General features: G+C 62.3%; 15 protein-coding genes. 10 read left to right on the plus strand and 5 right to left on the minus strand.

All coding sequences use genetic code 11. From position 1 onward, the window contains the following. Position 1: 1 nt before the first annotated feature. Positions 2-1,540, minus strand: coding sequence for an AmpG family muropeptide MFS transporter (locus EGJ22_RS08720; protein WP_029887493.1), 1,539 nt, complete (start codon positions 1,538-1,540; stop codon positions 2-4). 43 nt (positions 1,541-1,583) lie between these two features. After that, the gene (locus EGJ22_RS08725) at positions 1,584-1,937 is read right to left on the minus strand and encodes an MGMT family protein (protein WP_029887494.1); all 354 of its coding nucleotides are present in this window, start codon (positions 1,935-1,937) and stop codon (positions 1,584-1,586) included. Between the two features lie 151 nt (positions 1,938-2,088). Between EGJ22_RS08725 and EGJ22_RS08730 the strand changes: the two genes are divergently transcribed. The 5 genes from EGJ22_RS08730 (at position 2,089) to groL (ending at position 6,687) form a co-directional block, all read left to right on the plus strand. Next, the gene (locus tag EGJ22_RS08730; protein ID WP_029887495.1) at positions 2,089-3,099 is read left to right on the plus strand and encodes a DUF481 domain-containing protein; all 1,011 of its coding nucleotides are present in this window, start codon (positions 2,089-2,091) and stop codon (positions 3,097-3,099) included. A gap of 90 nt (positions 3,100-3,189) precedes the next feature. Next, complete coding sequence (locus EGJ22_RS08735; protein WP_029887496.1) at positions 3,190-3,921, plus strand: HugZ family protein; 732 nt, start codon at positions 3,190-3,192, stop codon at positions 3,919-3,921. Between the two features lie 67 nt (positions 3,922-3,988). Next, positions 3,989-4,450, plus strand: a complete 462-nt coding sequence (locus EGJ22_RS08740; protein ID WP_009684395.1) for an FxsA family protein — start codon at positions 3,989-3,991, stop codon at positions 4,448-4,450. A gap of 253 nt (positions 4,451-4,703) precedes the next feature. Beyond that, positions 4,704-4,997, plus strand: a complete 294-nt coding sequence (locus tag EGJ22_RS08745; RefSeq protein WP_009684394.1) for a co-chaperone GroES — start codon at positions 4,704-4,706, stop codon at positions 4,995-4,997. Between the two features lie 49 nt (positions 4,998-5,046). Next, positions 5,047-6,687 (plus strand): chaperonin GroEL, encoded by a 1,641-nt coding sequence (gene groL, locus EGJ22_RS08750; RefSeq protein ID WP_009684393.1) that lies wholly within the window; start codon positions 5,047-5,049, stop codon positions 6,685-6,687. Positions 6,688-6,789: 102 nt separating this feature from the next. On the opposite strand, the gene EGJ22_RS08755 is transcribed toward groL, so the two are convergent. Then, positions 6,790-7,518, minus strand: a complete 729-nt coding sequence (locus EGJ22_RS08755) for a phosphatase PAP2 family protein (RefSeq protein ID WP_009684392.1) — start codon at positions 7,516-7,518, stop codon at positions 6,790-6,792. A gap of 183 nt (positions 7,519-7,701) precedes the next feature. Here EGJ22_RS08755 and colR point away from each other — a divergent pair, with 183 nt between their 5' ends. From colR to EGJ22_RS08780, 5 genes are all read left to right on the plus strand, one after another. Beyond that, positions 7,702-8,385 carry a two-component system response regulator ColR gene (colR, locus tag EGJ22_RS08760; RefSeq protein WP_009684391.1) on the plus strand — a complete coding sequence of 228 codons (684 nt, stop codon included), beginning with the start codon at positions 7,702-7,704 and terminating at the stop codon, positions 8,383-8,385. Further along, on the plus strand, positions 8,375-9,685 hold the full coding sequence (locus EGJ22_RS08765; RefSeq protein WP_029887497.1) for a HAMP domain-containing sensor histidine kinase: 1,311 nt from the start codon (positions 8,375-8,377) through the stop codon (positions 9,683-9,685). Before colR ends, EGJ22_RS08765 begins: the two co-directional genes overlap by 11 nt. A gap of 107 nt (positions 9,686-9,792) precedes the next feature. Next, entirely contained in the window at positions 9,793-10,473 is a 681-nt protein-coding gene (locus tag EGJ22_RS08770; RefSeq protein WP_009684389.1) for a class I SAM-dependent methyltransferase, read from the plus strand. Between the two features lie 6 nt (positions 10,474-10,479). After that, the gene (locus tag EGJ22_RS08775) at positions 10,480-11,178 is read left to right on the plus strand and encodes a lipopolysaccharide kinase InaA family protein (protein ID WP_009684388.1); all 699 of its coding nucleotides are present in this window, start codon (positions 10,480-10,482) and stop codon (positions 11,176-11,178) included. Continuing rightward, the gene (locus tag EGJ22_RS08780; RefSeq protein ID WP_029887498.1) at positions 11,178-11,411 is read left to right on the plus strand and encodes a hypothetical protein; all 234 of its coding nucleotides are present in this window, start codon (positions 11,178-11,180) and stop codon (positions 11,409-11,411) included. Before EGJ22_RS08775 ends, EGJ22_RS08780 begins: the two co-directional genes overlap by 1 nt. Positions 11,412-11,493: 82 nt before the next feature. Here the strand turns inward: EGJ22_RS08780 and EGJ22_RS08785 are convergent, their stop codons facing one another. Both EGJ22_RS08785 and EGJ22_RS08790 read right to left on the minus strand, forming a co-directional pair. Continuing rightward, a complete protein-coding gene (locus tag EGJ22_RS08785) occupies positions 11,494-14,538 on the minus strand; it encodes a multidrug efflux RND transporter permease subunit (RefSeq protein WP_029887499.1) in 3,045 nt (1,014 codons plus the stop codon). A 12-nt stretch (positions 14,539-14,550) separates the two neighbouring features. Beyond that, positions 14,551-15,699 (minus strand): efflux RND transporter periplasmic adaptor subunit, encoded by a 1,149-nt coding sequence (locus EGJ22_RS08790; protein ID WP_029887500.1) that lies wholly within the window; start codon positions 15,697-15,699, stop codon positions 14,551-14,553. Positions 15,700-15,967: the final 268 nt, after the last annotated feature.

Here is a 15,967-nt window from a genome sequence, read left to right on the forward strand (position 1 = left end):
ATCAGGCCGCCGCGCCTGGCTCTGCCAGCGGTTTACCGCGGCCAGCCTCTTGGCGCCACTGCAAGGCGATCAGGATCAGCGTAGGCACGCCCAGCAGGGCAGTAATCAGGAAGAAGTCGTGATAGCCGAACTTCTCCACCATCACCCCCGAGTACCCACCGATCAACCGCGGCAGCAACAGCATGATCGAGCTGAGAAGCGCGTACTGGGTGGCCGAAAACTTCAGGTTGGTCAGGCTCGACAGGTACGCCACGAACGCAGACGTGGCCATGCCGGAGCTGAAGTTGTCCAGTGAAATGGTGACCACCAGCATTTCCAGGTTAGGCCCCATGTCCGCCAGCATCAGGAACAGGATGTTGGTGCCCGCCGATGCCGCGCCACCAATGAACAGGATGGGCATGATGCCGAAGCGCACGATCAGCAGCCCGCCGATACCGGCACCGACCAGGGTCATGATCAGGCCGAAGATCTTGCTGACACTGGCGATCTGGTCTTTGGTGAAGCCCATGTCGATATAGAACACGTTGGCCATCACGCCCATGACCGTGTCCGACATGCGGTAGGTGGCGATCAGGCCTAGCAATAGCAAAGCCTGCCAGCGGTAGCGGGCAATGAAGTCGTTGACCGGGGTCAGCACCGGGGCCAGGCCGCGGCGGCCCAGGCTCGACAGGCACGCCCAGGTCAGCAGCACATAGAGGATCAGGCGCAGGAAGGCGCGGTCTTCGAGCAACAGGTCGAGCGGCGTGGCATCCCCGGAGATGACCGTGGACCAGCCGGTATTGAACATCTGGGTGAAACTGGCGGGCACCGACACCAGCAGGATGATCAGCACGAACACCGAGGCCATCTGGTGCACCAGGCCGTAGCGCGCAGCCGACAGCTGGGTGCGCAGCGGCACCGGCGGTTCGCGCATGACCAGGGTCGTGAACAGCGCGGGCAGCATCATCACCCCGAACATCACGTAGGTACCGGCCCAGGCTTTATGCAGGTAACTGAAGCCGGTAGACCCGAACCACTCGGCGAAGAACAGCGCGCCGGCGGTGGCGAGCAGGGCGGCGACCCGGTAGCCGGCCATGTAGCTGGCGGCCAGGGCGGCCTGGCGCTGGTCGTCGGCGATTTCCAAGCGGTAGGCATCCACCGCGATGTCTTGGGTGGCCGAGGCAAAGGCCACCAGCACGGCCATGGCGATCAACCAGGATAGATGTTGTTGCGGGTCGCACAGGCTCATGCCGACCAGGCCGATCACCACCAGTGCCTGCGACAGCAGCAGCCACGAGCGCCGGCGCCCCAGGCCGCCGAGCAGCGGCAGGCGCCATTGGTCGAGCAACGGTGACCACACCCACTTGAAGGCGTAGGCCAGGCCGATCAGGCTGGCGTAACCAATGGTTTCGCGGGCCACCCCAGCCTCGCGCAGCCACACCGACAGGGTCGAGAACACCAACATGTAGGGCAGGCCGGCGGCGAAACCGAGCAGCAAAAGTACCAGGGTTGACGGGCTGGCATAGGCAGCGAGCGCAGCGCGCCAGGTTTTACGGGGCATGGGCCAACATCTGCCTCAAGTTTTCGAAAACAAAGCGCGCACTCTAACCGCTGTGATCTGTCGGGCGCCAGCCATGGCGCGTCATATCCACACGATTGTTGGTCACATTCACGCCTTCTGCACGCAGCCGCGCCCGTTGTTCATCCCCGGCCGGTGTGCCCAGCGCCAGGCTCAGGCGGCCCCCTGCGCCCAGCACCCGGTGCCATGGCAGGCGGGTTTGCGCAGGCAACTGCCCGAGGGTGCGCCCTACCCAGCGGGCTGCGCGGCCAAGCCCGGCCAGCGCTGCGAGCTGGCCATAGCTCACGACTTTGCCCGCCGGTACTTGGCCAAGCACCGAATACAGTGCCGTTCGTCGACCTTCGGCCGATTCCGGCATGTGCTCAGGTCCCCCAGACATGGCGCCCCCCTTGGGCTGTGGATGAAACCGGACAAGTGGTCAGGTAAATGCGTATTGAACTCAATGCCAGGCTGCCGGTCTGTGCTTGCTCTGGTCGGCGGTAGCTGGATAATGCCCGGCTTTTTTCTTCAAATCGAACCGTATTACGTCTATGCATTCTAGATCCTTGTTGTGCCTGCTCGCTGCTTCCCTGTGCGCCTCACCGGCGTTGGCCGATACCGTGTGGATGAAGAACGGTGACCGGCTCAGTGGCAAGATCAAAGTCTTCGATGGCGGCAAGCTGCTGCTGGAAACGCCCTACGGCGGCTCCATTGCCCTGGACTGGAAACAGGTGCAGACCCTGGAAAGCGACCAGGAACTGCTGGTCAAGCAGGATGCCTACACGGGCGAGAAGGCCAAGTCGCTGAAGGCCGCTGAACCGGGCAAGGTGACCTTGGCCAACGGCGAGGCACCCAAGACCGTGGAGCTGGCCAGCATCGAGCAGATCATGAAGCCCAAGCCCCTGGTCGAAGACTTCGTGTGGAAAGGCAACGTGGATGTGGCGCTGGACTACAAGCGCGCCGAAAACGATACCGACGACTACGATGTCAGCTTCAAGACCACGGCCCGCCACGGCCGCTGGCGGCACAACGCCGAAGGCGAGTACAACCGCGAAACCAAGGACGACGTCACCACCACCGACAACTGGAGTGCCGAATACGCGCTGGACCGCTTCATTACCGAGAAGTGGTTCTGGCAGGGGCGGGCGGAATACAAGCGTGACCGCATCGAAGACCTTGCCCGCCAGCGCACCGTCGGTACCGGCCCGGGTTACCAGTTCTGGGACAACGAGCTCGGCGCATTCTCGCTGGGATCGCTGATCAACCGCACCGACTTCGAGTACCAGGACGGCAGCAAGGACAACTTCTATTCCGCTGCCGTGAAGTGGGACTACACCCGTTACCTGATCGGCAAGAACGTGCAGCTGTTCACCAACGGCGAGCTCGCCAAACCGCTGGGTGGGGTGGCCGACTATTCACTGGATGCCGAGGTGGGGCTGCGCTACAAGGTTACCGAATGGGCTTCGCTCAACCTCAAGGCGGAGCGTGACATCATCAGCGGCACGAGTGAAAGCGATCTGGAGAAGACGCGCTATACCGCGGGCTTTGGCGTGACCTGGTAAACCGCCGGGCCGCACCGCGGCCCCATTGGCACCCGGTGTGATAATGCTTATCTTGTCACCCATCCCGTTTGCCACCAGGAGCCGCACCCAGTGAGTACCAATGCCATTCGCCCAGCCCGGGAACTGCTGCTCAAGGAATACCGCGGCGTGCTCTCGACGCATTCCAAGTCGATGCCGGGCTACCCGTTCGGCTCGGTGGTGCCGTACTGCCTGGACGCTCACGGCAACCCGCTGATCCTCATCAGCCGCATTGCCCAGCACACCCACAACCTGCAAAAAGATCCCAAGTGCTCGCTGCTGGTAGGTGAGCGCGAAGCTGAGGATGTGCAGGCGGTGGGGCGCCTTACGGTCATGGCCGAAGCGCACAAGCTGGTCGAGGCAGACGCCATCGAGGCTGCCGCCGAGCGTTACTACCGCTACTTCCCGGACGCTGCCGGCTACCATAAGGCTCACGACTTCGACTTCTGGGTGCTGCAGCCGGTACGCCACCGCTACATCGGCGGCTTCGGCGCGATCCACTGGCTCGACCAGGTCACCCTGGCCAACCCGTTCGCCGGCACGGCCGAGGCCAGCATGGTCGAACACATGAACAGCGACCACGCCAATGCCATAGCCCACTATGTGCAACTGACCGGCCTGCCGAACCATGCCACAGCGCAACTGGCCGGGGTGGACAGCGAAGGCATGCACCTGCGCATCGGCCAGGGGGTGTACTGGTTACCCTTCCCGCATATTTGCAATACGCCGACACAAGTCCGCGAAGCCCTGGTTTTGCTGGCGCGGGCCGACCAGTGGCCCATGTCGGCAGGGGGCGAGGGTTGAAAAAGCGTGCACTTGCATCCACTTGATGGTCTTAAAGGAAGGTTCTCTTCCGACGAGGAATGCTTTGATGCGTGCTTTTCTACTGTTGCTTCTGCTGTTTCCAGTGCTGGAGCTGTTCGTATTCGTCAAGGTCAGCGCGGCCATCGGTTTCTTCCCGGCGCTGTTGCTGATCATTGCCGGTTCCGCCTTGGGGGTGCTGGTCATGCGTGTGGCTGGCCTGGCCACCGCCCTGCGCGCCCGGGAAAGCCTGCAGCGCGGTGAGCTGCCCGCCGAGGACATGTTCCAGGGCATGATGCTGGCGGTGGGCGGTGGTTTGCTGCTGCTGCCGGGCTTTATCAGCGACGTGCTGGGCCTGCTGTGCCTGCTGCCGTTCACCCGCCATCTGGCCGCGCGCAAGCTGCGCGAACGCGCCGAGGCCCAGGCCATGCGCCAGCGCGCGTTCCAGGACGACCCGTTCCAGGCCCAGCCGCGCGATGGCGGCCACCGGCCGAACGTGATCGAGGGCGAGTACGAGCGCCGCGACAAGTAACCACCGCTTTCCACTACGGGGCCGCATATGCGGCCCCGCGTTTTTTCCGCGAGCTGAAAAATTTTGTAGGGCAAGCCTTGTAATTGGATATGGCGGCCTCATGTATGTGGTCACCGCAAGGTTTCTGGCATTAACGCCAGACATTACTCAGGTGGCTTGCCCTTGGCGGGCTACCTTCCGGCAACGCCGGACAGCCTCAACCCGCCGGTTTCGATACCGGCCGATGAAAACCACAATTTGGGAGAGATCGACAATGAAGCTTCGTCCTCTGCATGACCGCGTAGTCATCCGTCGCAGCGAAGAAGAATCGAAAACCGCTGGCGGTATCGTCCTGCCGGGTTCGGCCGCTGAAAAACCTAACCGCGGCGAAGTCGTTGCTGTTGGCACCGGTCGCGTTCTGGAAAACGGCGAAGTCCGTGCACTGGCCGTCAAGGTCGGTGACAAGGTGGTTTTCGGCCCTTACTCGGGCAGCAACACCGTGAAAGTCGATGGCGAAGACCTGCTGGTCATGGCCGAGAATGAAATCCTCGCCGTTATCGAAGGCTGATTTCCCCGACTTCCCGTTACTCCAAAGAATTTCCAAGGATTAAACGATCATGGCTGCTAAAGACGTAAAATTCGGCGACTCCGCTCGTAAAAAAATGCTGGTTGGTGTCAACGTTCTGGCTGACGCGGTAAAAGCTACCCTCGGCCCGAAAGGTCGTAACGTGGTTCTGGCCAAGAGCTTCGGCGCGCCAACCATCACCAAGGACGGCGTTTCCGTCGCCAAAGAAATCGAGCTGAAAGACGCCTTCGAAAACATGGGCGCCCAGCTGGTCAAGGAAGTCGCTTCCAAGGCCAACGACGCCGCCGGTGACGGCACCACCACCGCTACCGTTCTGGCCCAGGCCATCGTCAACGAAGGCCTGAAAGCCGTCGCTGCCGGCATGAACCCGATGGACCTGAAGCGCGGTATCGACAAGGCCACTGCTGCCGTTGTCGCCGAGCTGAAGAACCTGTCCAAGCCATGCGCCGATTCCAAGGCCATCGCTCAGGTCGGTACCATCTCCGCCAACTCCGACAGCTCCATCGGTGAAATCATCGCCGAAGCCATGGAAAAAGTCGGTAAAGAAGGCGTGATCACCGTTGAAGAAGGCTCGGGCCTGGAAAACGAACTGTCCGTCGTAGAAGGCATGCAGTTCGACCGCGGCTACCTGTCGCCTTACTTCGTCAACAAGCCAGACACCATGGTTGCCGAGCTGGAAAGCCCGCTGCTGCTGCTGGTTGACAAGAAAATCTCCAACATCCGCGAGTTGCTGCCCGTGCTGGAAGCCGTTGCCAAGGCCGGCCGCCCACTGCTGATCGTTGCCGAAGACGTCGAAGGCGAAGCGCTGGCTACCCTGGTAGTCAACAACATGCGCGGCATCGTCAAGGTTGCTGCGGTCAAGGCACCTGGCTTCGGCGACCGCCGCAAGGCCATGCTGCAGGACATCGCCGTTCTGACCGGTGGCCAGGTCATCTCCGAAGAAATCGGCCTGTCGCTGGAAACCGCTACCCTGGAGCACCTGGGTAACGCCAAGCGCGTGATCCTGTCCAAGGAAAACACCACCATCATCGATGGTGCTGGCGCTGACACCGAGATCGAAGCACGCGTCAAGCAGATCCGTGCCCAGATCGAAGAAACCTCTTCGGACTACGACCGTGAGAAGCTGCAAGAGCGTCTGGCCAAGCTGGCCGGCGGTGTTGCCGTGATCAAGGTCGGTGCAGGTACCGAAGTTGAAATGAAAGAGAAGAAAGCCCGCGTTGAAGACGCCCTGCACGCTACCCGTGCAGCCGTTGAAGAAGGCGTGGTCCCTGGCGGTGGTGTTGCCCTGGTTCGCGCCCTGGCAGCCATTATCGACCTCAAAGGCGACAACGAAGACCAGAACGTCGGTATCGCCCTGCTGCGCCGCGCTGTCGAAGCGCCGCTGCGCCAGATCACTGCCAACGCCGGCGACGAGCCAAGCGTTGTCGCTGACAAGGTCAAGCAAGGTTCGGGTAACTTCGGTTACAACGCTGCCTCCGGCGAGTACGGCGACATGATCGAGATGGGTATCCTGGACCCAGCCAAGGTCACCCGTTCGGCGCTGCAAGCTGCTGCTTCGATCGGTGGTCTGATGATCACCACCGAAGCCATGGTTGCCGACCTGCCAGAAGACAAGCCAGCTGCTGGCATGCCTGACATGGGCGGCATGGGTGGCATGGGCGGCATGATGTAAGCCAGCCTTACCCCCTGCACCATGAGAAAGCCCCGGTTCGCGAGAACCGGGGCTTTTTTTATGCTCCTGTGGGCGCCATTGGGCCGCTAAGCGGCCCCGGCTTCAGGCAACGCTGTTTTTGACCGCGGGCACTTCTACCATGCCCCGGCGATACAGCACCAGATAATACGACCCCAACCCGATCAACCAGCAGAACACCGCCGTCCACACGTTGTGCGACAGGAAGTGCGCCCCTTGCAGCATGCGCCCAACGCCAAGCAGCGAACCTGCCAGCAAGGCCACTACGAATGCCGCCCGCGCCAGGCGCGGCTTGCGGTCACGCAACATGAAGAACAGGCCGAACAGGCAGAACCCGGTGGCGGCATGCCCGCCCGGCCAGCACAGCCCGGGCTTGTCGGTAGCCGGCCGTGGTTGCAGCAGCTTGCTGTAGGTTTCGGTACCGCCAAACTGGGTGAGGCTCCAGGGGCACTGCACCTGCGTCACCTTCTTCAGGGGCGTGACAAACGCGGTGGACAAACCCAGCGCCAACACCAGGCAGCCCAGCTCGCGGCGCCAGCCAAATAGGCGCTTTACGAAAAAGCTGGCGGCGAAAGTCAGCAGCGCTATCAGCCCCAGCAGGATCACCCCCTGTTTGACCCGGTCATGCAGGATGTTTTCCAGCCAATAACTGTGACGGCCAATGAACTGCCCGGCTACAGGGTCGAAGAACAGCTTGGCGAGGTCCATGTCGATCGACGTCAGCTCCAGCAGAATCAGGGCCAACGCGGTCGCCAACGGAATACCCAGGTACAGCCAGTAATTGATCGGGCGAGGGCGGGTTGCTTGCTGCATGGCGGCTCCAGGGCGGAAAAAAGATCGGCCATTGTCGTCGGCCCGCTATCCTGTGTCCGTGAAGGATCAGTGAAAAAACCGTCAAGTGCGGTGAATTTTTCCGGGGGCTGGCACCCTGCAGGCATAGGCCGTAAGCTGCGCCTGCCGCGCACCACAGCGAGAAGCGCCGCACAGGAGAAACCGATGCGCATTCTTTTGGTTGAAGACAACCGCGATATCCTGGCCAACCTGGCCGATTACCTGGGCATGAAGGGCTATACCGTCGACTGCGCCCAGGATGGCCTGTCCGGGCTGCACCTGGCTGCCACCGAGCACTATGACCTGATCGTGCTCGACATCATGTTGCCCGGTATCGATGGCTACACGCTGTGCAAGCGCCTGCGCGAAGACGCCCGCCGCGACACGCCGGTGATCATGCTTACCGCTCGCGACCAGTTGGACGACCGCCTGCAAGGCTTCCGTTCCGGGGCCGACGACTACCTGCTCAAGCCTTTCGCCCTGTCCGAGCTGGCGGCACGCATCGAAGCCGTGCTGCGCCGGGCCCAAGGCGGCGGGCGGCGCAGCCTGCAGGTGGCTGATCTGAGCTATGACCTCGACACCCTGGAGGTCACCCGCCAGGGCCGCATGCTCAAGCTCAACCCGGTCGGCCTCAAGCTGTTGGCCGTGTTGATGCAGAAGAGCCCTCATGTACTGCGCCGCGAAGTGCTGGAAGAAGCCCTGTGGGGGGACGACTGCCCCGACAGTGACAGCCTGCGCAGCCATGTGCACCAACTGCGCCAGGTGATCGACAAACCGTTCGAAAAACCACTGCTGCATACCGTCCATGGCGTCGGCTATCGCCTCGCCGAGGGTCGTGATGGAGTTTAAGCAAAGCCTTGCCCAGCGCATCATCATCGCCTTTGCCCTGATGAGCGCGCTGGTGGCCGGTGCCTTCGCCTTCGGTATCGTCGGCACCGTGCACCTGGTCGAAGAGCGGCTGATTTCATCGGTACTGGGCGGTGACTTGCAGCGCCTGCTGCGCATGGACAGCGTCAGCGACTGGAGCCACCGCCCGCGCCCCGACCAGTTGTTCTACTTCAGCGGCGGGCGGGACGACTTTGAGCTGCCCAAAGACCTGCGCCATCTGGACCGTGGCTTCCACGAAGTGTTCCGCGACCAGCTTTCCTACCACGCGATGGTCGAGATCGTCGATGGCCGCCGCTATGTATTGCTGCAGGACCAAAGCGACTTCGAGGAGCGCGAGCGTGTGCTGTTCGCGGTGGTGCTGGTGGGCTTCGTGCTCAGCCTGGTGCTGGCGGTGATCCTGGGCTGGCTGGTGGCGCGGCGGGTGATGGCACCGGTGATCCGCCTGGCGCGGCAAGTTCGCCACCGTGACCAGCTGCTGGGCCTGGCGCCGCCGTTGGCGCCGGACTATGCGGCGGACGAAGTTGGCCAGCTGGCGGTGGCGTTCGATGACACGCTGGGCCGCCTGCGCGATGCGCTGACCCGTGAACGGCTGTTCACCAGTGACGTCAGCCATGAGTTGCGCACCCCATTGATGGTGCTGGCCACGTCCTGCGAGCTGCTGCAGGAAAACCCCAACCTCGACACCCGCGCGCGCAGCCAGGTGGAGCGCGTGGCGCGGGCAACCGAAGAGATGCGCGAGCTGGTCAAGACCTTCCTGATGCTGGCCAGGGCGCAACGTGATGAAGGCGCAGTAGCCTCCCGGGCGACCCTGCGCGAAGTGGCCAACGAGCTGATCGGGGTGTGGCGCGACACCATCGAACAGAAGGGCCTGACCCTGTATTTCGATGGCCAGGCCAGTGCCAGCGCAGTGCTGTACAACGCGACCTTCCTGCAGTCGGTGATGGGCAACCTGCTGCGCAATGCGGCGCACTACACCGATGCCGGCTACATCCGCCTGAGCCTGGAAAGCAATGGCTTCAGCGTGGAAGACAGTGGCGTGGGCATACCGGAAGAACAGCGCAAAGCCATGTTCAAGCCGTTCGTGCGCGGTGACGAGCGGCGCGGCGAGGGCCTTGGGCTGGGCTTGTCGCTGGTGCAGCGCATCTGCGACGACCAGGGCTGGCGGGTGACCTTGACCTCTTCTGTACCCCATGGCTGCCGTTTCCATGTCGACTTGAGCAATACGCGGGTGAAAGAAGAGCCGGACGTCGTGGCTGGGTAATGTGTTGTTACACGTGTTACCGTGGCCAACACTTTTTTCACATCAGCATGACCTGATTCCTACGCGCATTTACCTAATGTGAGCGCAATGGAATCAGGAGATGCTCAATGCGTAGCCCTATCAAGCTTGAATTTTCCGAGAAGTACGACAAAGACCATGCCCGAGAGTATTTTCTCAAGCACCAGGATGGCTTGGCCCGCCGGCTGTCTCACAAGCGAGATGAGCAGCTGGCCCGCCGCGCACTGGCGCTGGCGGGTGAGCCTGGCCTGGTCCTGGACTTGCCCTGCGGCGCTGGTCGTTTCTGGCCGCTGCTGGCAGAAAAGAACAACCGGGTCATCATCGGTGCCGATAATTCCCAGGCGATGATCGACACCGCCTGTGCTGCGCAACCGCCAGAAGTGGTCGCGCGGGTACGGCCTTTGCAGACATCGGCATTCGACATCGACTTGCCAGACAACTCCGTCGACAGCATTTTTTGCATGCGGCTGTTTCACCATATTGGCGAGGCAGCCCACAGAAAGAAAATTCTTTCTGAATTTCAACGAGTTAGCCGTGATAGTGTGATCTTGTCACTGTGGGTGGACGGCAATTTCAAGGCTTGGCGGCGCAGGAAACTGGAACAGCGCCGCAGCACCAAAGCCGAGCAGAACCATTACCAGAACCGGTTTGTGTTACCGGCCGACACGGTCGAAGAAGAATTCCGCGCCGCCGGTTTCAGGATCCAGGAACGCCTCGACTTCCTGCCGTTCTATGCCATGTGGCGGGTTTATGTATTGCGTAAGGGGTAGTGTTTGATGGCTGTAGCCCAGAATGGGGAGTCGCGCTTCGATTTTTACTGGCGCCAGCAAGGCGAGTGGGTAGAGGAGCCTAACCAGCGCCGGGGTGGCGAAAGTGGTGTGCAACGGCTCAACGATGCCAACGGCAAACTGCTGTATGCAAAGCGTCAGGTCGGGCATATTTATCGCAGCCTGTTGCACCCCTTCGGCCGGCCAACCGTGCTGCGTGAACTCGATGCGCTGAACAGCTTCGAGCAACTCGGGGTGCGTGTACCGCGCCTGGTGTTCTGTGGTGCCCAGCGCGATGCCGACCACCAGTGGCGGGCGCTGCTGGTCAGCGAAGCACTGGACGGATTTGTGGAGCTGGACACCTGGCATGCCCAAGGTGCCCGAGACCGTTACCCACAGGTGGTCCACGAGCGCATGCTCAAGGACCTTGCCGAAAACCTGGCGCGCATGCACCTGGGCCATTGGCAGCACGGCTGCCTGTACGGCAAGCATGTGTTCGTCAAGGTGCTGGGCGAGGGCGAGCAAGCCCGTGTCGAAGTGGCGCTGCTCGACCTCGAGAAGTGTCGGCGACGTTTCAGTTGCCAGCGCGCGGCGGGTAACGACCTGCGCCAACTGCGCCGCCATTCGTCGCTCAACGAGGCGGAATGGCAGACGCTACTCTACTTTTACAAGGTGGCGTTTGGCAGCGCTGTCAAAGGGTTAGGGTAATGAAACTAGAAATAGCTCGAGCTTTGTTCCTGGTAGCGGGCCTGGCGGTGACCACTGTAGCGGTGGCTGCCTGGGAGGAGCCGAGGCCAACGGTATTCAGCAAGGCTGAGATGGCCGCCCAGTGCGCACTGCCGCGGGACGTGAAACCGCAGCAGAAGGCCAGGGTAGAGCCGGATCAGGATCTGTTGCTGTTGCTGTTCGGCCTGCGCCAAGGGTTGCGGCCATTTGGTTGAAACCGGTGTAGCTGTACATGCCAGAGGCCTCGCAAGCGCGAGGCCTCTGGCGTTTCTGCAGGTGGCCCTCGGTGGGCGGGTTTCAGGCGGCAGCAGGTTCCTTGGCCACCGTCTTGTGCGCCAGCAGGGTGTAGATACAAGGCAGCACGAACAGGGTGAACAGCGTGCCGATCGACATGCCGGTCGCGATCACGGCACCGATGTCGAAGCGGCTTACCGCCCCGGCCCCGGTCGCGAGGATCAGCGGCACCATGCCGAACACCATTGCCGCCGTGGTCATCAGCACCGGCCGCAGGCGAATCGCCGCTGCTTCTTCGATTGCCTCGCGCGCGCCCAGGCCAAGCTCATCACGTAACTGGTTGGCGAACTCGACGATCAGGATGCCGTGTTTGCTGATCAGCCCGATCAATGTCACCAGCCCGACCTGGGTATAGATGTTCATGCTCGACAGGCCCAGGAACAGTGGCAACAGCGCCCCGCAGATCGACAGCGGTACCGTTACCAGGATCACCAGCGGATCCCGGAAACTTTCGAACTGGGCCGCCAGGACCAGGAAGATGATCGCCAGTGCCAGGCCAAAGGTCACCCACAGTGCGCTGCCTTCCTGCACGTACTGGCGGGCCACGCCGGCATAGTCGAAGGCGAAACCTTCCGGTGCCTCTTCGCGGGCGATGTCCTGCACGGTCTTCAGCGCTTCGCCCAGGCTGACCATCGGTACGCCTTGAATGATCGCCGAGTTCAACTGCTGGAACTGGTTGAGCTGCCGCGGGCGAGCGCGGTCGGTGAGGGTGACCAGGGTTGCCAGCGGCAGCAGCTTGCCCTGGTCGTTCTTCACGTAGTAGTTGTTCAGCCAACCGGGGTTGTCGCGGTATGCGCGCTCGGCTTGAGCAATGACCTTGTAGCTGCGCCCGTCGAGGGTGAAACGGTTGATTTCGGCTTCACCCAGCAAGGTGGCCAGGGTACTGCCGAGGACGTCCATCGATACCCCCATTTGCGCCGCCTTGGCCCGGTCGATATCGACCACCACCTCGGGTTTGTCAAAGGCCAGGTCGATGTCGAGGAAGGCGAACTTGCCCGATGCCTGGGCCCGAGCCTTGATGCGCTGGGCCACCTCCAGCAGTGCCGGATAGTCACCTGCGGTGTTGATCACGAACTGGAACGGCAGGCCTTCGCCGGTGCCGGGCAGCGACGGTAGGTTGAAGCCGAAGATCTGCAGGCCGGCGACCTCTTCCAGCTTGGCCTGTACCAGTGGCAGCAGCTCCATTTGCGTACGCTCGCGCTCGTTCCAGGGCTTGAGCAGGAAGCCACCGATGCCGCTTTGCACGCCATTGAAACCGTTGATCTGGAACGACGAATAGTATTCGGGGAAGGTCTTGAACAGTGGGGTGAACTGGTTGGTGTAGGCGTTGAGGTAGTCAAGGTTGGCTGGCTGCGGGGAACTGCTGATCATGAAGATCACCCCCTGGTCCTCGTTGGGGGCCAGTTCGTTCTGGGTGAACTTCAGCAGTAGCGGAATCAGGCACAGGATGATCACGGCAAACACCAGTACCACCGGCCGGCTGTCGAGCGTACCGTGCAGCAGGCGCTGGTAGCGTACCTTCAGGCGCGCGAACTGCCGATCGAGCCAGTGGGCCAGGCCGCTGGAATTCTGCTCGCGGCGCAGCAGCAGGGCGCACATCATCGGTGACAGGGTCAGGGCGACGATACCGGAAATGACGACTGCGCCGGCCAGGGTCAGGGCGAACTCTTTGAACAGTGCCCCGGTGAGCCCGCTAAGAAAGCCGATGGGCGCATACACCGCTGCCAGGGTGATGGTCATCGACACCACCGGCATGGCGATCTCGCGCGCGCCTTCCAAGGCTGCATCGAACGGCGACTTGCCTTCTTCGATATGCCGGTGAATGTTTTCCACCACCACGATCGCATCGTCCACCACCAGCCCGATGGCCAGGACCATGGCCAGCAGTGTGAGCAAGTTCAGCGAGTAGCCCATCATCTGCATGAAGAACAACACGCCAATCATCGACAGCGGAATGGTCACCACAGGGATCAGCACCGAGCGCAGGGCGCCAAGGAACAGGAACACCACTAGGATGACGATCAGCACCGCTTCGCCGAGGGTCTTGATCACTTCGTCGATGGAGGCCTGGATGAACAGCGTGGCGTCGTAGGCGATAGACACCTTCAGCGCCGAGGGCAACTGGCTTTCCAGGTCGGGCATGACCCGCCGTACTTCCTTGATCACCTCCAGCGGGTTGGCGGCGGGCGTGGCCTTGATGCCGATGTACACCGAGGGCGTGCCGTCGAATGAGCTGACGGTGTCGTAGTTCTCCGCCCCCATCTCCACCCGCGCCACGTCACCGAGCAGTACGCGGCTGTCGCCACTGGTCTTGACCGGCAGGGCGGCGAACGCCTCGGCTGACTTCAGCTCGGTGCTGGCGTTGATGCTGGTGACCACGTATTCGCCTTTGACTTCGCCGGCAGCGGACAGGAAGTTGTAGCGGCGCACGGCGTCGGTCACGTCGCTGGCCGCCAGGCCGAAACCGGCCAGTTTCACCGGGTCCAGCCACAGACGCATGGCAAATACCTGGTTACCGAGGATTTCTGCCTCGGCCATGCCGGGTAGCGTGGCCAGCTTGGGCTGGATCACCCGTGACAGGTAGTCGGTGATTTGCGGGTTGCTCATCTGTTCGCTGTAGAAGCTAATGTACATCAGCGCCGAAGCATCGGCGGCTTCCTTGCTGAGTACCGGGTCTTCGGCGTTCTGCGGCAGTTTGTTGCGCACTTCGTTGGCCTTGGCCAGCAGTTCGGTGAACAGCCTGTCGCTGTCGGCACCGATGCGCGCGTAGATGGATATGACGGAAAAATTCTGCCGGCTCACCGAGGTCATGTAGTCGATACCTTCGGCGCTGGCCAGGCTTTGCTGCAGCGGCTGGGTGATGTAGCCCTGGATGGTTTCGGCGTTGGCCCCGGGGTAGGCCGTGGTGACGGTGATCAGGGCGTTTTCCATGCGCGGGTACTGGCGGATCTGCAGCGTGTGCCAGGCCTGGATACCCAGCAACAGGATCAGCAGGCTGACCACGCTGGCCAGCACCGGGCGACGGATGAACGGGTCGGTGAACGCCATGCCAGCCTCCAGTCAGTCCTTGGTCGCGGCGCCCGGGGCGGGCTTGACGGCCTGGTCCTGGCCGATTCGGATTGCGGCGCCGGGGGTCAGCTTCAGCTGCCCGGCAGTGACTACCTGTTCCCCGGCCTGCAACCCTTTGCTGACCACCACCACGCCGTCACGGCGCTCGCCGGTCTGCACCGTGCGCTGTTCGGCGACCCATTGGGGCTGGCCCTGTTCATCGTGCTGCGGCTTGCCGTGCTGGTCCTTTTTCGCGGTGGCGACATATACCGAGTTGCCGTACAGGGTGTAGGTAATGGCACTTTCCGGCACCACCACCTGCAACTGCGGATCGGGCAGCAGTACCTGCAGGCTGGCGAACATGCCCGGCAGCAATTTGCCGTCGGGATTGGCCAGGGTCGCGCGCACCAGCAGGTTTCGCGTGGTTTCATCGACCTTGGGGTTGATGGCGCTGAGGCGGGCGGGGAAGGTCTGGTCCGGGTAGGCAGCCACTTGCACCAGCACCTGCTGGCCGAGGCTCAGCCGGGGCAAGGCCTGTTCAGGCACGTTGAAGTCTACGTACAGGCCGGAGGTGTCCTGCAGGGTCGCGATGACGGTGCCTGGCGCCAGATAATCGCCGACATCCACCTGGCGGATGCCCAGGGTGCCACTGAAGGGCGCGCTGATGCTTTTCTTGTTCTTCGAAGCCTTGAGCTGCTCGACCACCGCCTGGTTGCGCTGGTACTGGGCATTGAGGCGGTCGTATTCGCCACGGGAGATCGCCGAGTCGCCCACCAGTTGCCGCCCGCGGCCGAAGTCGACCTTGGCCAGGCCCAGGTCGGCCACGGCGGTGCCGAGCAATGCGGTTTCCTGGTCATCGTTGAGCCGCAGCAGCAGCTGCCCGGCCTTGACCGTTTGCCCAGAGTCGAAATACAGGGCCTTGACGATGCCTTCGACCTCCAGGCTCAGCTCGACACCCTGCAGCGCCTTGAGGCTGCCGACCGCGGGCAGGCGCTGTTGCCACTGGCGTTGTTCGGCCAAGGCTGCCGCCACGGTGATAGGCGGCTTGGGGGCAGTGAACATCTGGATCTGCTGGTAGATCGAGAAAGCCTTGTAGCCCCCCAGGGCCAGCACGATCAGCAGAACCACGGCCAACATGATGAGCATGCGGCGGCGCAGCATAGGTCCGGTTCCTTGGATGCAGTTGTTATTCGTTCTGGCACGACAACGGGCGACCCTGCCCACGTGTGGATGGGGGAAGTATTGACTGTTTTTTGTCTGAAGGGGAGTAAATTGTCTGCACCGGCCCTATCGCTGGCTTGCCAGCTCCCACAGGGATCGCCTCAGGGCTGATAGATGCTGTGGCGAGCAGCTGGCAAGGGTAGCCGCAGTATCTTCAGCGCCTGTGAGATCGAGCGCCGCCCGCGCGGCGCATCGCGAGCTGCGCTCG

The organism is Pseudomonas sp. p99-361 (genome assembly GCF_003935475.1).
In the GTDB taxonomy this organism is placed as follows: Bacteria; Pseudomonadota; Gammaproteobacteria; order Pseudomonadales; family Pseudomonadaceae; genus Aquipseudomonas; species Aquipseudomonas juntendi.